The sequence below is a fragment of the Microbulbifer sp. HZ11 genome, from assembly GCF_000708675.1.
GTDB lineage: Bacteria > Pseudomonadota > Gammaproteobacteria > Pseudomonadales > Cellvibrionaceae > Microbulbifer.
The window spans coordinates 661,821-678,299 of sequence record NZ_JELR01000002.1 but is presented as its reverse complement, the minus strand read 5'-3'; the positions used below and the strand labels follow the sequence as shown (position 1 = coordinate 678,299).

Genomic DNA, 16,479 nt, shown 5'->3' with positions numbered 1-16,479 from the left:
GCGCCGGCCTGCGGCCGCGGGCGCTACCTCCTGTAGCGCTGGGCACTTCGTAGCCCGTCTGTTTTTCTATCCTATTGCACAGGGGCGGCTGCCCTGCTAAATTGCGCGAAATTCCACCAGCGGAGGCTTGTTGATGAGTGTATCCAACCCCCGCCGGGCCAGCCGCGACTGACCGTAACCTAGTCAGCCACCTGCCCGGCAAGTTCCCTTTTTGTCGGGTTCCCTCGGAACCCCTGAAAAACTACTGCGCGTCTGCCTGGCGATTCCCGGCGGTGCTCGGAATGCTCATGTACTTAAGTACACTCCGCTTCCTGCGCTCCGGCGGTAACCACCAGACAACCGCTCGCTACGTTTTTCAGCGGTCCCGCCCGGAAACCCCATCCAATCGTGCCCCTGTCCAGAGTGTCTCTGGATATGAGGCTAGAATGATCTGTGCCTGACAGTCACAAAATCGTGTCAGGCACTCTTGAGGGTTTAGGACATTGAGTAAATCCCTGATTTCACGCCGCCCGGCATTTCGGCGCGGTGCCTCTCCGTGTACGGACAATAACCGTCAGGCCAGTATTTCGCCGCTTAACGCTCTTGGCTGGAAGCCGTTCTTTCAGCAACAGCTGAGCCTGGACGAGTTGAGCGAGTGCGAGCCGGTCAAGGTGATGGCGGTGCATCGCAGTCAGATTGAAGTGGCAGGTGACGCCGGTGACGAGGCGGTGCTGGTAAACGGCCCGCTGTTTGAAGGCGCGGCCGAGCGGCCCACGGTGGGCGACTGGCTGTTGCTGGAGCGGGAAACCCGCAGGCCGGTCCGCAGGCTCGACCGCGTCAGTCTGTTCAAGCGCATGGCGCCCGGGGCCAAGCAGGCGCAGCTGATCGCGGCGAATGTGGATAACGTGCTGATCGTTTCCTCGTGCAATCACGACTTCAACCTGTCGCGGGTAGAGCGCTACCTGGCTCTGGTGAAAGAAGCCGGTTGTCGCGCCTGTCTGGTGCTTACCAAGGCGGACCTGGACCAAGACCATGAACAGTATCGCAACGCCCTCAACGGGTATCGCGACCTGCCAGTGGTGTTAGTGAACGCGTTGGATGCCGAGAGTGTGGAGCCGCTGCGCGAATACTGCCGCAGTGGAGAAACCCTGGCACTGCTGGGCTCATCCGGTGTGGGTAAATCCACGCTGTTGAACAATCTCGCCGGCACCGAGCTGGCCGAGACCGGTGGTATCCGCGAGGACGACAGCAAGGGCCGGCACACCACCCGGCACCGTGCCCTCTACGCCATTCCCGGTGGTGGCTTGCTGCTGGACAGCCCGGGTATGCGTGAGCTTGGACTCGCCGATGTAAGCGAAGGGCTGGCGGCAACCTTTGCGGATATCAGTGCACTGGCCGCAAAATGCCGCTTTGCCGATTGCGCCCACCAGTCGGAACCCGGTTGTGCGGTGCAGGCGGCGGTCGATTCCGGCGAGCTGGACGAGCGGCGTCTGCGCAACTGGCGCAAGCTGGAACGGGAAGTGGCGCGCAACAGCAAGACGCTGGCGGAAACCCGTGCGGACGACCGTGCCCTCGGGCAGTTTTACCGCTCGGTGCAGAGCCACGCGCGGGCCCATAAAAAGCGTGTCGACTGACTGTTAACACCCGTGCAACGCGATAAACCCGCAAGCCATATGCCCACGTGGTATCTGGCTTGCGGGTTTTTTTGTGGGAGTTTTGATAGTCTGCCCGGCAAATAACCCATTCCCCCCGTACCGCTTCATGAACCCCGATCGCAATCTCTACCCCAATCCAGACGCTGCCAGCTGCCGTATTCTGATCGCCGAAGACGACGCCGAGCTCAATCAGCAGATCGCCTCCCTGATCCGCGATGCTGGCTATCAGACCGGCAGTTGCTGGGACGGGGAAGCGGTGTTGCAGGAGGTGGCGGCCCAACCCTATCAGCTGATCCTACTGGATCTGATGTTACCGAAACTGGATGGTCTTTCTGTACTGCGTCTGCTGCGCAAATCCAGTCAGGTTCCGGTCATTATCGTTACCGCCAAGGGCGCGGAAGAAGAGCGGATTACCGGGCTGCGTCACGGCGCCGACGACTATATTTCCAAGCCGTTCAACCAAGAGGAACTGCTGTTACGGGTTGAGGCACTTCTGCGCCGCGCGCAACCGCAGGTCGTGCAAAAGCGCGAATTCCTGGAAATCGATCAGTTGCGTCTGCGGTTGTCGGACCTGACGGTGCGGGTAGGGGCACGGGAGATGGAGCTCACCGCGATTCAGTTCAACCTGCTGTGGGAGCTGGCGGCAAATCGCGGAGAAGTCCTGAGCAAGGCCTATCTTTCGCGAGAAGTGCTCAATCGCCCCCTCGGCGCCTTTGACCGCAGCCTGGATATGCATCTGAGCCGGGTACGCCGCAAGCTCACCCAGGCCGGCTGGCGCGGTGAGCGCCTGCAAACGGTGCGCGGGCAGGGGTACTGTCTGAAATGAACCGACTTCTGCTGTGGAAACTGATTCTGCTGATCACCGCCGGTATCGTCGCCATGTTTTACCTGATCAATTATGTGACGGTGCGCGCTGAGGAGGAGATGAGCATGCTCAGCCAGGCGCACCGGAACGAGTTGCGCGGGTGGGGACGGGAGGCGGAAACGCGCTACCGCTCCGGGGATATGGCATCGCTGCAAGAGTGGTTGGAAAATTTGCAGTATCGGGAGGAAACCCTTGCGGCAGTCGTTGGCTACAGTATTCGCCACGTCGCCGGCAGCCGCGGCCTCGAAGATCGCTATAGCGGAAACAACCTGGGGCGGGACGTGGAGTGGAAGATTCACCTGTATTTTGAAAATAACCCGGTGATGGAGATTCCGTTTGAGAATTCCGATACCAGTTTCCTGGTACTGCTACCAGACCGGATGCGCCCCGGCAGCCACTGGCAGACCACCCGTCTTCTGCTGCAGATTTTCCTGCCGGCGCTGATCCTGGCCATAGTATCGATGCTGCTGTACCGACATATCATGAAGCCTCTCGGCAGTCTGCAACGGGCTACCCGGGACTTCAGTCGGGGCGATTTTTCTGTGCGGGTGCGCCCGCAACTGGGGCGGCGCAAAGACGAGTTCAGCGAGCTCGCTACCACCTTTGACCAGATGGCCGCGCGCATCGGTGAGCAGCTGGTGAATCAGCGCCAGTTGATCGCTGATTTTTCCCACGAACTGCGCACTCCGCTCACACGTCTGGAAATTGCCATCGAAAGTCTCGGCAAGCAGTACCCCGGGGATCCCGATGTTCAGCGCCTGTATCGGGAATCCCGGCATTTCCGCAAGCTGACGGAAGACACTCTGGCACTGGCGTGGCTCGATAACGAGCAACCGCAATTGAATCAGGAAACCCTGGATCTGGTGGATCTGATCGATGTGATTGTGGATGACGCCCGCTTCGAATTCCCGGACCGGAATATACACACCTGCCTGCCGGATTCCGCCGAGCTCAAAAACAGCAACCACCAGGCGGTGGGCCAGGCGCTGGAAAATATCCTGCGCAACGCCCTGCGCTATACCCCGACGGGTGAGGCGGTGGAGATAGCGCTGGGGGACTACCCGTTGGAGGGGGGTAAGGCGGGGTTTAGAGTCACGGTTCAAGATCGCGGCCCCGGCGTGCCTGAGGCACTGTTGGAGACCATATTCCGCCCCTTTTTCCAGGCGGACCCCTCGCGTAATACCGGCCAGTCAGGCAATGGTCGCTCCGGTGGGGTTGGGCTCGGGCTGGCACTTGCGCGCCGTCAGCTCAAGGCGGTGGGCGGAGAGGTCGATGCCAGCAACCGCCCGGGTGGCGGTCTGTGTATGACGATTATCTTGCCGGCGACCTAGCTGGTACCGGCGCTCAATGTAACAATTGCAACAGGGCTGTACTTTAAAAGGGCTAATAGGAATAATTCGCGTTTACGGTTAAGTGAAACTGCGAATCCACCTGATTCACCTGAAAAGGAAAGCCCAATGCCCAACAAATCCCTGCTCAACCACTGCGCGCTGCTGCCGCTACTCGCGACCGGCGCGCTTTCTACCAGCGCACTTACTGCGACTTCCGCTTTCGCTGCAGATGAGCAGGCAGAGCGGGAAAGCCTGGAAAGCGTCGTTGTGGTGGGTGTGGCCACTGATTCCGAAATCACTCCGGAGCAACTGGAGAAGCAGCAGGCCAATGATCTGGCGGATATCTTTCGTCATATCCCATCGGTGTCCGTGGGGGGCTCTATCGGTATTGCCCAGAAGGTCTATATCCGCGGTATGGAAGATACCCTGCTGAACGTTACCGTGGATGGCGCTCCGCAGACAGGTACCCTGTTCCACCATATCGGCCGTGTCTCCATCGAGCCGGAACTCCTGGACAAGGTGGAGGTGCAGTCCGGAGCCGGTGAAGCCACCAGCGGTCCCGGTGCCATTGGTGGTGCCATCCGCTTCAAGACCAAGGATGCCGATGATCTGCTGGCCAGCGACGAGCAGTTTGGCGCGCGGGTCAAGGGCGCTTACTTCAGTAACGACGGCAGCAAGGGCAGCGCTTCCGTGTACGGCAAGCTCAGTGAGAACTGGGGTGTGATCGGCTCATTTGTACAGGTCGAGCGCGACAACATGGAAGATGGCGATGGGAATGAAATTCTCGCAACCGCCGCCGACCAGAGCCTGGCCTTTGTAAAGGTCAGCGGTGACATTTCTGAAAACCAGAAACTGACCGTCAGCTATGAACAGCGTGAAGAGTCCGGCGAACTGGGTCGCCGACCAAACTGGTACGTGCGGGAAGGTGACACGCTGTATCCGATGGACGCCGAGCGCGAAACCCTGGTAGCCAATTACAGCGCCAGTCTGAGCGACGCGGTGAACCTGGAAGTTACCGCCTACGATACCAGTGCCGACATGGTTCAAGATGGCCCCTGGGGCCTGTACGGCGGCAATACCGCATCGATTGGTTTTGATATCCGCAACACCAGCAGTTTTGGCCCGCATACGCTGATTTATGGGGTTGAGCGGAGGAACCAGAAAGTGGTTGCCGGTGGGCGCGAGGTGGATTCGACATCTAGCATTTCTGAGACCGGGCGTGTGCAGGGAGTCTACATTCAGGACCACTGGCAGGTGAGCGAGCCTCTGATGCTCAGCTTCGGTGTGCGTTACGACAGTTACGAATTGACTCAGAACAATTTTGACGGTGAATTCAGCAGCGACGATGTCAGCCCGAATGTCGGTTTTTCCTATGCGCTGAACGATACCTGGACCCTTTCTGCAGGGCATGCCCAGGCCGTGCGCGGCAAGGAAATTGGCGATTCCTTTACCCTTGATATAGCCCAGATCGATCCGGACCTGAAGGCCGAATCCGTGGACAACAATGAGCTGGCTCTGGAATATGCCGGAGACGCCCTGGCACTGAAGGCTGCAGTCTATCAGAGCACCATTGACGATGTGATTTATGATGAGGACCTGTTCGAGAATATCGGAAAGCTGGAGTCGGATGGTTTCGAATTGAGTGCTGCGTACACCTACGATAAGTGGTATCTCTCTGCTGCATACAGTCACAATGACTCCACGTTGAATGGCAACGATATCGAGGGTTACGAGCACAACGGGCTGGGTAATACTCGAGGCGATACACTCACCCTCGCCGTGGATTACGCGCTTACTGATCGCCTGGACCTCGGCTGGAACCTGACCCATGTTCAGGGAATAGACGTTGATGTACTGCACCGCTCCGTGGAGCTGGGCTGGATTGATGAGCTACAGACCATTGATAAGCCGGGCTACCAGGTACACGACATTTACCTGCGTTGGCAGCCGCTGCAGGACGATAGTCTGGCGGTCAACTTTGCGGTACAGAACCTGTTCGACGAGCACTACCGTGATCACTCCAGCGTAGGGGATTACAGCGACATTCCAGGCTGGGAAATCGTATCCGGCCTGTACGAAGCCGGCCGCGATGTACGTTTGTCTGTAGATTATCGTTTCTGATTTCTGCTGTTAATGAACAAAAGGCGCGGTGTGTGAACACCGCGCCTTTTTATTTATCTTAGTCCTTCTTCACTGGCCTTAATCGCAGAATTTTTTTGTTGGCGTATAAGAAAATTCAATAACATCAAATAAAACTATGAAATCCAGAACTCGTTTACTGTGGATTAAACTCCACACTTATTTTTCCTGTTTCTTTCTTCCCCTGGCGGTGATGTATCTCGCCACCGGCATGCTGCATATGATGGATATCGACGGTGGAGTCCGCACCGAGAAGCAGTTTGAAGTTAGCCTGCCCAACGGCATTCCCAAGGACGAGGAAGCCGTGCGGGCAGTGATACTGCCGCTGATGCAGGAGAAAGGGCAGGATATGAAGTTACCTGCGGACTACTATTACGAGCCGAAAGAAAATTATATCGGTTGGTATGGCTACAAGGGGCAGGTGTTCTTCGAGCCGCTGGAAGACCCGAACAAGGCAATACTGCACGTTAAAAAGCACGATCTGTGGCACCAGTTTCTGTTGATTCACAAGGGGCACGCCGGGCCGGTATTCTGGGTGCTCGGTATCATGTTTGGTCTCAGCCTGCTCTTCAGTCTGGTCAGTGGCCTGGTTATCGCCATTGCGGTACCGATGTTCCGAAAAACCTCCATCGTATTTACTTTACTGGGAGCTGCCACCCTTGCGATCGGTATAGCGCTGAGTGTGTAGAGTTCTCATTTTTTGATTTTGGCGTGGATAACTCAAATAAAAGCGCGCCAAAATTTCATAATCTATCAGACCAATTTTTACCGGCAGTCGTGAAAAAAGTGCGACCCGCATCAAAATATTTTTTTCCTTCCGAAAGTATTCGGAACTTTTTTCGCGAAAAAATTCTTTTAGTTTCATTTGTCTACAGTGATTGGTTGACCAATAAGTCACTGTTTGGCGCGAAATTAAATATTGGTGTTGATTTCAATTTCGCTATTTTGTAGCCGGTTCATACGGTGTGCTTTCAGGAAAAAATTTTTCATTTGTTTTCATTGGTTTAGCGAATTTGGTTAACCAATTTTGCTGTTTCTGCAGATTTTTTATTGTTCGGTTTTCGGTGATATCTCTGAAAATTGACAGCCTGTTCCGGCGGACATTAGCCTTCCTCGCGCTTCGTGATTTCGTTTTTATTACAGATACCTTCTCTTTTTTTGGGGGATGTTTTTGTGTGTGGTTGGCAAGTGCGAAGCGCTATAGCGAGTAGATGTTCCGAAATAAAAATCAATAATCAGGTCTCTATGCGATGAGAAAATTCACACTGAAAAAAATCAGTCAGAAAATGGCGCAGTCCGCGCTTTATCTGGCGGTCGGCGTATCCACAGCGGTTGCGGCGACCATTGAAAACCCGGGTTTTGAATCCGGTTGGTCCGGTTGGGATGATTCCGATCCTTCCGCTATTTCCGGTGTTGCCCTCGGCGGCAGCAGCAGTGCAAAAATCACCGGCTCCGGTGGGGCTTTTTCCCAGCAGGTTGCGGTAGATCCGTATACGGATTACAGCCTGAGTGCCTGGTTGCGTGGTGCCGGTGGGATCGAGGTCACCGTCGGATCCGAAACCTACAGTGACGCCGATACTTATTCCGATTGGGGTGAGCTGGGGGTGACGTTCAATTCCGGCAGCCACAGCAGTGTGACGGTCACCGGTACCTATAACGGCGGCGAAGGTCGTTTTGACGACTTCTCCATCGTAGATGGCGGCGGTTCTAGTTCTGGCGGTGGCTCCAGTTCAAGTTCCAGCTCCAGTTCCGGATCGGGCTCCAGTTCCGGTTCCGGGGGGGGCGGCACTGACTTGTGTGAAATCCAGTCTTCCAGCGCCAGTTCCGATGACGGCAACGGGCCGGCCAATGCCCACGACGGCAACCTCGGTTCACGCTGGTCCGCCAATGGTGCCGGCGAATACATCACCTTCGATCTGGGTAGCAGTTGCATGGTCAGTGCACTGAATATTGCCTGGTACAAGGGCGACAGCCGTACGGCATCGTTTGAGGTTTACGTAGGCGATAACCAAAACAGCCTTACTTACGTCTACGGTGGCAACAGTTCCGGTAACAGCCTGCAACTGGAGGCGCACAATTTTGACGATTTCTCCGGTCGCTATGTGCGAGTGGTAGGCCTCGGGAATACGTCCAATAGCTGGAACAGTATGACCGAGATTGAAGTGGTGCGCGGCGAAGGCGGCCCGGGTAGCCCCAGTGCGGTGATCGATGTGCCGAGCAATGTAACCGTGGGTATTCCGTTTACTCTGGACGGCAGCGGTTCCTATAATTCCAATGGCGGGTCGCTGAATTACAGTTGGGATTTCGGTGACGGCGTTACCTCGCTGGATGAGAGCCCGGTACACACCTACAACAGCACCGGTGTGTACACGGTGAATCTGCAGGTCACCAACGCCGCTGGCATTACCGATAGTGCCAGTGCCGAAGTGACCGTGAGTGAACTTCCCTCCGAGTACCCGGTGGCCACCATCAGCGGCTCTACCACCACGCGGGTAAACACCAGCCTGAACCTGAGTGGTTCGTCTTCCTACGACCCGGACGGTGGCGACATTACTGCCTACGCGTGGGACTTTGGCGATGGCAGCGGCGGCAGTGGCGCCAATGTTTCGCACATCTACAGCGAGCAGGGCAGTTACACGGTTACCCTGACGGTTACCGATGATGAAGGCTTTGAATCCTCTACGACTGAAACCATTACCGTGGATAATGCGGCAGTGGAAGACCTGTGGCCGCTGGTCAACAACAGCTTTGAGCTGAGTTCGTCCACCGGCGGCTGGGAAGAGCGTGACCCGGCCAACGTGGTTTCCACTAATGGCACCTCCAATCCAATGCCGGTGGACGGTGGCCGTCTGCTGGTGATCAAGGGCGATGGCGGTCGTATGGAACAGGCGATCTACAAGCCGGCTGCGGGCAACCGCTATCAGGTGAGCGCCTGGGTTTACAATCACGGCACCATCGGTATTCAGGACCTGGGTTCGGATAACGTCTACGAGACCACGACCAATCACGGCGATGGCTGGCAGCAGGTTACCGTGGAGTATGTTTCTACCGGCTCACCGGCACTGGCCTATGCCCGCTACGGCGATGGCAGCGGCGATGCAATCTTCGACCTGTTCGAAGCGGAAAATGTCACCACCCAGGCGGACCTCGAAGTACCTCCACCGGCACCCATCATGCGCTACGCCTCTCAGGTGATTGACCTGTCCTGGTGGAAGCTGACCCTGCCGATTAACGGAGCCGAGGAACACTACACGCCGGACCTGTATACCTTCTCCAGTGACGAGTGGTTCAAACTGATCTTTGACGAAGAGGAACAGGAGTACGCGGTTCAGTTCCGGGCCAATCACCACGGGGATTCCACCAGTGGCTCCAGCAACCCGCGCAGTGAGCTTCGGGAGATGACCCAGAACTACCATTTCCAGAACTCGAAAAGTGCCGCAGCCTGGTCCAACACCGATGGCAAAAAGCACACTATGTGGATCAAGCAGAAGGTCACCAATCTGACTCATGTGAAGCCACACGTGGTAGTGGGACAGATTCACGACTCCGGCGACGATGTTGTAGTTTTCCGTATCGAAGGTCATAACGGCACCTGCCCGCCGGGCACCGATGACGACTGGGATAACTGCGGTACCGTGGGGAACCCGGACACTCACGCCAATTTGTGGATCACCAATGGCAACGACCGCCACGGCTACCTGGTGGATGGCAACTACGAGCTGGGTACCGTGTTTACCGTGAAGATGGAATCTTACGACGGGCAGACGCACTTCTACTACAACGAAGAAAAGGTGCCCTACGTACACGACGAAGCGATTTCCGGCTGCTACTTCAAGCTGGGTAATTACACCCAGTCCCACGATGGTACAGCGCCGGGAGAAAGCTACGATAACTATGCGGAAACCTATGTGTACGATTACTATGTGTCGCACGAGTAGGGTACAGCGAGTAGACTGAAGTCGATGTATTGGCTTCGCACATAAAATCAGGGCCGCGAGAGCGGCCCTGATTTTTTCTGAAACGAATATCGATTTTAATGAAGTGCCACCTGGCCACCGGCATCACTCACCGGGCTGGTAGCGCTGATCGCGCCGCCCTGTGATTCGATCCAGGTATTCATACGGCTTTCCAATACATTCAATGGCAGTGCGCCGGCGCCGAGTAGCGCGTCGTGGAACTGGCGAATATCAAAGTTTTTACCCAGTGCCTCTTCCGCGCGCGCGCGGATTTCCTTGATTTTTAACTGGCCTATCTTGTAAGCCAACGCCTGACCCGGCCACACCAGATAGCGGTCGATTTCCACTACGATGTCGTGCTCAGGTTTTGCGCTGTTATTCATAAAATACTGAATCGCCTCGTCCCGGCTCCAGCCCAATTGATGCATCCCAGTGTCCACCACCAATCGCACCGCTCGCCACATATCGTAGGTGAGTGCGCCGAATTCGTTATAGGGATCCTTGTACAGTCCCAGGTCGTACCCCAGGCTCTCGGAGTAGAGGCCCCAGCCTTCCACAAAGCCCGTGTACATTTTTGTGCGGCGCAGCGGGTGGATATTTTTCTGTTCCTGAGCGAGAGCAATCTGTAGGTGGTGTCCAGGCATCGCCTCGTGCACGGTCAGCGCTTCCATTTCCCAGGTTGGGCGGCTCTTCAGGTTGTAGGTATTGGCGAAGAAGACGCCCGCGCGGCCGGATTCCATGGAGCCCGGCTGGTAATAGGCGGTAGTCTGGGATTTTTCTGAGTAACTTGGAATCGGCTTGATGCCGTAGGGCAGGCGCGGCAGAGTACCGAACTGTGCCGGCAGTTCACCGTCGATGCGTTTGGCGATATCCCGGTAGTTTTTCAGCAGGTCTTCTTTGTTCTCGTAATAGAACTGCGGATCGTTGCGCAGGAAATCCGTAAACGCTTTGAAATCACCATCGAAACCGGTCTTCTTGATGATCGCATCCATTTCATTCCGAATACGGCGCACCTCAGCCAGACCGATGCGGTGGATTTCCTCCGGGCTCAGATCGGTGGTGGTTTCCTCTCGCACTTTATACGCGTACCAGCGGATACCGTCATCATGCTTGGTGAATGCGGTTTCGGTGTTCGCATTCGGAATATAATCCCGCTCAACATACTCGGCAAATCGCTTCCAGTTCTGCACCAGCGTTTTCTGATAAATGTTGACGGCACGGGTCCGCAATCTGTTTTGCTGCACCGCGGGAATGCTCGCGGGCATTTCAAAAAACGCCTTCAGCAGGGGGCTTTGTTTGGGGTCGGCGGGTATCAGTGCGCGGATCTGGCCGGGCAGGTCGCGTAGGGTGATTTGCGGCGGCGTCAGTTTCTGTGCGAGGCCTTTCTCCATCAGAATTCTGGTTTGCTCGATCAGGCCGGGCAGTTTGTCCAGGCGGGCGAGAATATCTTCGTAATCGGCAGCGGTACGTTTGGGCATGGCGTTCAGCACCGCAGGCACTCTGCGCTGGATGCCACTCATGTGATTGACGGGCATCAGGTGCTCGGGGAACTGGTAGCCGCGTACCTGCAGCAGCAGGTCCTGATACATCAGCTGGTAATCGAGCTTTTCACTGTCGCTGAGTTTGTCTTCGTCGAGGTGACGGCTGGCGGCGAGCAGTTCGCGGGTCTGGCCTTTGCGACGTTCGATGCCTTTGATGGATTGATCGGTCCAGTTCTGTTCTACGCCGGGGTAGCCTTCGTAGGTGGCGGCTTCGGGGTAGCTTTCCATAATCCAGCGGTAGCGGAGATCTTGCAGTGCTTTAAGTTTGTCACTGGCACCACTTTTCGGAATTTCACCCATGGCGTTGTCGAAGGCTTTATGATCCATGGCCTGTACATGCAGGCTGGCAGCCATAATGGCAATGGATACCCCGAGGCGTTTGGAGTTCAGGATTTGCTTAACGGAATGGGTAAAGGACATCGTACTTCCTGTCTCTGTTTATATTTTACTTTTAGCGAACTGGCTAAGTTGTGAAGCTGCCAGAATATAAGGCGGGGTACTGGGTAAAGCTTTTCGGAAGCATCGGCGACAGGGACGTCGCCGACGGAGCGTACATGGGTTAGGCAAACGTTTGCGAAGCATGGCTTCGCGTGCGGCCTAACGACGCCAATCTGTGATTGGCGGCCGGCCCCGCTTGCGGGTATTTACAGCGGTTCCGAAAAGCTTTACCCAGTGACCCGGCGCCACCGCAGCTCTTTCGGAGCTCGTCATTGGAGCTCTGTCCGGAGCGCGTGGCGGCCGGGCACCAGGGGCGGGTTTTCAGGACCGCTGTAAACCCATCCTTGGGAGCTTCGGCGCAAACATCCTGTTTGCGACGATCCTGAAAACCCGCCCCAGGCACCCGGCCTTAAGTTCGAGTACTCGGCTTCGTAAGTGTTATATTGCTGCAGCTTGTCCGTTGGATTGGGCCTGGTGCATTTGCGATTGGCGTTCGCGAATTTGTTCTTCGATACCAGAGGCATCGAGGCCGATTTCTGCAAGCAGTTTGGGGTGCTTGCCGTGTTCGATGATCTTGTCGGGCAAGCCCAGCTGCAACAGCGGTACCGGAACGATGCGCTGGTTCAGGTATTCTGAAACCGCACTGCCAGCACCGCCAGCAACCGTGTTTTCTTCCAAAGTGACCAGCAGCTCATGGCTGTCGGCCAAACGGTCTATCAACTCTTCGTCCAGGGGTTTTACCCAGCGCATATCAACCAGCGTCGTGCCGAGCTTTTCTGCGGCTTCGCGGGCCGGGGCCAACAGGGTGCCGAAACTCAAGATCGCAACGTTTTTGCCCTCCTGAATCACCCGTCCCTTGCCGATCGGCAGCTCCGTCATTGTTTTTTCGATTTCCACACCCGGGCCAGTACCGCGCGGGTAGCGCACCGCAGACGGGCCCTGGTGCTGGTAGGCGGTGTAGAGCAGCTGGCGGCACTCGTTTTCATCACTGGGTGCGGCGATGACCATATTGGGCAGGCAGCGCATAAAGGTCAGGTCGAAACTGCCCGCGTGGGTGGGGCCGTCTTCGCCGACGAGGCCGGCGCGGTCGATGGCGAAGGTGACGTCCAGGTTCTGGATGGCCACGTCGTGTACCAGCTGGTCGTAGCCGCGCTGCAGGAAGGTGGAGTAGATGGCAACCACCGGCTTCTGGTCTTCGCAGGCGAGGCCGGCGGCGAGGGTGACCGCGTGCTGCTCGGCGATGGCGACGTCGTGGTAGCGCTCGGGGAAGCGCTCGGCGAATTCGACCATACCGGAGCCTTCGCACATGGCCGGGGTGATGGCGACCAGTTTTTCATCCTGCTCCGCGGCATCGCACAGCCACTGGCCGAAAATATCCTGATATTTGGGGCCTTTCTTTTTCTGCTGTCCAGGCACTTCGGGGGGCGCGGCGACCTGAACCTTGGGTTCCGGCTCGAGTTTATTGAGCGCGTGGTAACCCACCGGGTCTTCTTCCGCTGGGCCAAAGCCCTTGCCCTTGGTGGTGACGATATGCAGCAGTTGCGGGCCGCGCTGATTGCGCAGGTTGCGCAGGGTGTGCACCAGGTCCTGCATATTGTGGCCATCGAGGGGGCCTACGTAATTGAAGCCCAGTTCCTCAAACAGAGTGCCCGGAGTGATCATGCCCTTCACGTGTTCTTCGGTGCGGCGCGCCAGCTGCCACGCCTTGGGGATGGCCGACAGGATCTTGCGGCTGCCTTCGCGCATATTCAGGTAGGTCTTGCTTGCCAGAATTCGCGCGAAGTAGGTGGCGAGGCCGCCCACGTTCTTGGAGATGGACATGCGGTTGTCGTTCAACACCACCAGCATGTCTTTGCCGGTGTGGGCAGCATGGTTCAGGGCCTCGAAGGCCATACCGGCGGTCATGGCACCGTCGCCGATGACGGCGACCACCTTGCGCTCATCCGGGGAGCCCAGGGCCATACCCAGGGCGGCACTGATGGAGGTGCTGGAATGGCCCACACCGAAGGTGTCGTAGGGGCTTTCGCTGCGCTTGGGGAAGCCGGACAGGCCGCCCTGCTGGCGCATGGTAAGCATCTGCTCGCGGCGGCCGGTAAGGATCTTGTGCGGGTAGGTCTGGTGGCCTACATCCCACACCAGGCGGTCTTCCGGGGTGTTGTAGATGTAGTGCAGGGCAATGGTGAGCTCTACCACGCCCAGACCGGCACCAAAGTGACCGCCGGTCTGGCCCACGCAGTAGAGCAGGTATTCACGCAGCTCGGTTGCCAGTTCCGGCAACTGTTTTTCCGACAGGGCGCGCAGTTGGGCCGGGTCATCGATCTGGTCGAGGAGCGGCGTGGATGGGCGCTGGCGGGGAATCTCGTCGAACATCAAGGGTCCTGAATCGGGCAGCCAGGGGCGTCGCGGTCGTTCAAAAACGGGGCGCGACGACCCAAGGTATCAATTGCAACTGATATAAGAAGCGAATTGTATGCCTCCAGCGGGGAGATTGCATCCCGCGCCGAACCTCGGCTTTCCGGTCATATTTGATGCCTGCCGGTTACAGCCATCCGAGCACCAGGTAGATCCCCAGTAACAGCACCACCCCGGCCACCATACTACCGGTGAGCCAGTTTCGGGCCATTACGCCCTCCGCACGGTGGTGGCTGGCAATGCCGTCCACAAGCCGCTCCACACCCGATAGCGTGGCGCTGCGCAGGCGGTTGTCGAGGGCGAACAGGCGCTCGAACAGGGCGCGCATGGCATCCGGTACCAGCCGGCGGTAGATCCAGTCCACATCCAGGTTCACCGATGGCAGCTCCGGTGGGTACAGGTGGCGCAGATTGAGCCATACGAACGCCAGAGCGGAGAAGAACAGCAGCTGCAACTGGGTCAGCACGTGGGTCACGTCGTAGGGGGTGTAGGACATCGAGTATGGCAGCAGGCTGTACAGCGCCTGTGGGTAGATGCCGATGACAAGACACAGGGCTGCGGCAATACTCATGGCGATCAGCATGTTCACCGGCGGCTCGCGGGCTGGCAGTTTGGCGTCGTGGGCAAAGAAGGCAAAGTAAGGAATCTTGATGCCGGCATGGTGAAATACCCCGGCGGAGGCGAACAGCAGGATCAGCCAGACCCCATCATAGCCGTTCTTGATCGCCGCACTCATCACCATGGACTTGCTGACAAATCCGCTGAACAGCGGGAAGGCGGAAATGGACGCCGCGCCAACAATACACAGCACTGTGGTCTTGGGCATCTTCTTGTAGAGCCCGCCCAGTTCCGAGCCGTTGATCTTGCCGGTCACGTGTAGCACCGCGCCCATGGACATAAACAGCAGCCCCTTGAAGATCACGTCGTTAAAGGCATGGGCCACGGCGCCGTTGATGGCCAGCGACGTGCCGATGCCAATGCCCACCACCATAAAGCCCAGCTGGTTGATCAGGCTGTAAGCCAGTACCCGGCGCAGGTCATTTTCGATGACCGCATAGAAGATGGGGAAGCAGGCCATGGTGGCACCGATATAGACCAGAAGCTCGGTGCCGGGAAAGGTCCGAGCCAATGCGTAGACGGCGACCTTGGTGGTAAATGCGCTGAGAAATACGGTGCCGGTAGGAGTGGACTCCGGGTAGGCATCGGTAAGCCAGCCATGGAAAAACGGAAACGCGCACTTGATGCCGAAGGCGAGAAAGATCATCCAGCTGTAGGCATTGTCGTCGAGACCAATCTCGCCGAAAGCGAGGGTGTTGTGGGTCTGACTGTAGAAAATAATCCCGGCGAGTAATAACAGGCCAGAGAGAATATGCAGGGTGAAATAGCGTAGCCCCGCCGCGTAAGCGCGACCGCTGCGGCGTGCCCACACCAGAAACACCGAGGTTAGCGCCAGCAGCTCCCAGAAGATAAACAGGGTGAGCAGGTCGCCGGCAAATACCGCACCCAGGGCACTGCCCGCGTAGAGCATACTGGCAACCTGTTGCAGGGTGTCGCGTACATGCAGGGCGTAAATTACCGAAATCAATGCGGCGATATGGAACAGGTAGCCAAACAGCAGGCTCAAGCGATCCGCTTTGAACAGCAGCAGGTTGAAGTCGAGAATGGCGTAGTGACCAAACTCAACGCCGGAACCACCGGCGCCCAGTTGCCATAGATTGGCGAGGCCGAGAACCGGTACGGCGATGAATAGAGCAGCGCGCGCCCAACCGCGCAGAAACAGGCCCAGTAGAGCGGCGAGAAAAAACGGAATAAACGGTGCAACGTCAAGCATGATCATGCCCTCCATTGCCCTTCCCGGTAGCCTTCAGGCTTGTGGACTCACCGCTATCGGTGCAATCAAAGTCGGTTAGCGCCCGCTTGTCGTAATAGTCTTCCGGGCGCATGAGGAAGGTACGCATCCACTTGGCTGCAAACACCAGAATCACGCAGCCCACAAACCCGTACATCGGGTAGAAACCTGGCAGCCCCTCCCAGCGGAACTCGGTATGCCGATGAATCACAAAATCCGCCGCAAACAACAGGGCGCAAATAGCGTAAAACACTCGCAGCATTTTGCGGATGTTATCGGGGTTGTCGAAGAAATCCTGCTTATCAGCACTCATG

General features: G+C 57.1%; 10 protein-coding genes and 1 other RNA gene. 7 read left to right on the top strand and 4 right to left on the bottom strand.

Annotation, left to right across the window (positions count from 1 at the left end; genetic code table 11):
• Window positions 1-287 precede the first annotated feature (287 nt).
• The 7 genes from AU11_RS18095 to AU11_RS17760 all read left to right on the top strand — a co-directional run bounded on the left by AU11_RS18095 (window position 288) and on the right by AU11_RS17760 (window position 9,907).
• Window positions 288-361, top strand: a non-coding RNA gene (locus tag AU11_RS18095) — sX9 sRNA.
• Between the two features lie 121 nt (window positions 362-482).
• On the top strand, window positions 483-1,613 hold the full coding sequence (gene rsgA / locus AU11_RS10535; protein WP_081848059.1) for a ribosome small subunit-dependent GTPase A: 1,131 nt from the start codon (window positions 483-485) through the stop codon (window positions 1,611-1,613).
• Window positions 1,614-1,740: 127 nt separating this feature from the next.
• Entirely contained in the window at window positions 1,741-2,460 is a 720-nt protein-coding gene (locus AU11_RS10530) for a response regulator transcription factor (protein WP_051687171.1), read from the top strand.
• Window positions 2,457-3,830: a histidine kinase sensor domain-containing protein gene (locus AU11_RS10525; RefSeq protein ID WP_043319258.1), complete on the top strand. Its 1,374-nt coding sequence runs from the start codon at window positions 2,457-2,459 to the stop codon at window positions 3,828-3,830. Before AU11_RS10530 ends, AU11_RS10525 begins: the two co-directional genes overlap by 4 nt.
• Before the next feature lie 126 nt (window positions 3,831-3,956).
• Complete coding sequence (locus AU11_RS10520) at window positions 3,957-5,951, top strand: TonB-dependent receptor (RefSeq protein ID WP_051687170.1); 1,995 nt, start codon at window positions 3,957-3,959, stop codon at window positions 5,949-5,951.
• Between the two features lie 136 nt (window positions 5,952-6,087).
• Window positions 6,088-6,657, top strand: coding sequence for a hypothetical protein (locus AU11_RS10515; RefSeq protein ID WP_043319257.1), 570 nt, complete (start codon window positions 6,088-6,090; stop codon window positions 6,655-6,657).
• Between the two features lie 562 nt (window positions 6,658-7,219).
• On the top strand, window positions 7,220-9,907 hold the full coding sequence (locus tag AU11_RS17760; protein ID WP_051687169.1) for a PKD domain-containing protein: 2,688 nt from the start codon (window positions 7,220-7,222) through the stop codon (window positions 9,905-9,907).
• 95 nt (window positions 9,908-10,002) lie between these two features.
• On the opposite strand, the gene AU11_RS10505 is transcribed toward AU11_RS17760, so the two are convergent.
• The 4 genes from AU11_RS10505 to AU11_RS10490 form a co-directional block, all read right to left on the bottom strand.
• Entirely contained in the window at window positions 10,003-11,886 is a 1,884-nt protein-coding gene (locus AU11_RS10505; protein ID WP_231491832.1) for a DUF885 family protein, read from the bottom strand.
• 456 nt (window positions 11,887-12,342) lie between these two features.
• Window positions 12,343-14,274 carry a 1-deoxy-D-xylulose-5-phosphate synthase gene (dxs, locus tag AU11_RS10500; RefSeq protein WP_156035277.1) on the bottom strand — a complete coding sequence of 644 codons (1,932 nt, stop codon included), beginning with the start codon at window positions 14,272-14,274 and terminating at the stop codon, window positions 12,343-12,345.
• 169 nt (window positions 14,275-14,443) lie between these two features.
• On the bottom strand, window positions 14,444-16,147 hold the full coding sequence (locus AU11_RS10495; protein WP_197023821.1) for a Na(+)/H(+) antiporter subunit D: 1,704 nt from the start codon (window positions 16,145-16,147) through the stop codon (window positions 14,444-14,446).
• Window positions 16,140-16,478: a hypothetical protein gene (locus AU11_RS10490; protein ID WP_043319252.1), complete on the bottom strand. Its 339-nt coding sequence runs from the start codon at window positions 16,476-16,478 to the stop codon at window positions 16,140-16,142. The genes AU11_RS10495 and AU11_RS10490 overlap by 8 nt, the downstream gene beginning before the upstream one ends.
• Window position 16,479: the final 1 nt, after the last annotated feature.

What these genes read in the sequence shown, in the direction of transcription:
- AU11_RS10520 (WP_051687170.1), top strand. Translation starts at nt 3,957, where the DNA reads ATGCCCAACAAATCCCTGCTCAACCACTGCGCGCTGCTGCCGCTACTC.
- AU11_RS10525 (WP_043319258.1), top strand. Translation starts at nt 2,457, where the DNA reads ATGAACCGACTTCTGCTGTGGAAACTGATTCTGCTGATCACCGCCGGT.
- AU11_RS17760 (WP_051687169.1), top strand. Translation starts at nt 7,220, where the DNA reads ATGAGAAAATTCACACTGAAAAAAATCAGTCAGAAAATGGCGCAGTCC.
- AU11_RS10490 (WP_043319252.1), bottom strand. Translation starts at nt 16,478, where the DNA reads ATGAGTGCTGATAAGCAGGATTTCTTCGACAACCCCGATAACATCCGC.
- AU11_RS10515 (WP_043319257.1), top strand. Translation starts at nt 6,088, where the DNA reads ATGAAATCCAGAACTCGTTTACTGTGGATTAAACTCCACACTTATTTT.
- AU11_RS10530 (WP_051687171.1), top strand. Translation starts at nt 1,741, where the DNA reads ATGAACCCCGATCGCAATCTCTACCCCAATCCAGACGCTGCCAGCTGC.
- AU11_RS10495 (WP_197023821.1), bottom strand. Translation starts at nt 16,147, where the DNA reads ATGCTTGACGTTGCACCGTTTATTCCGTTTTTTCTCGCCGCTCTACTG.
- dxs (WP_156035277.1), bottom strand. Translation starts at nt 14,274, where the DNA reads ATGTTCGACGAGATTCCCCGCCAGCGCCCATCCACGCCGCTCCTCGAC.
- AU11_RS10505 (WP_231491832.1), bottom strand. Translation starts at nt 11,886, where the DNA reads ATGTCCTTTACCCATTCCGTTAAGCAAATCCTGAACTCCAAACGCCTC.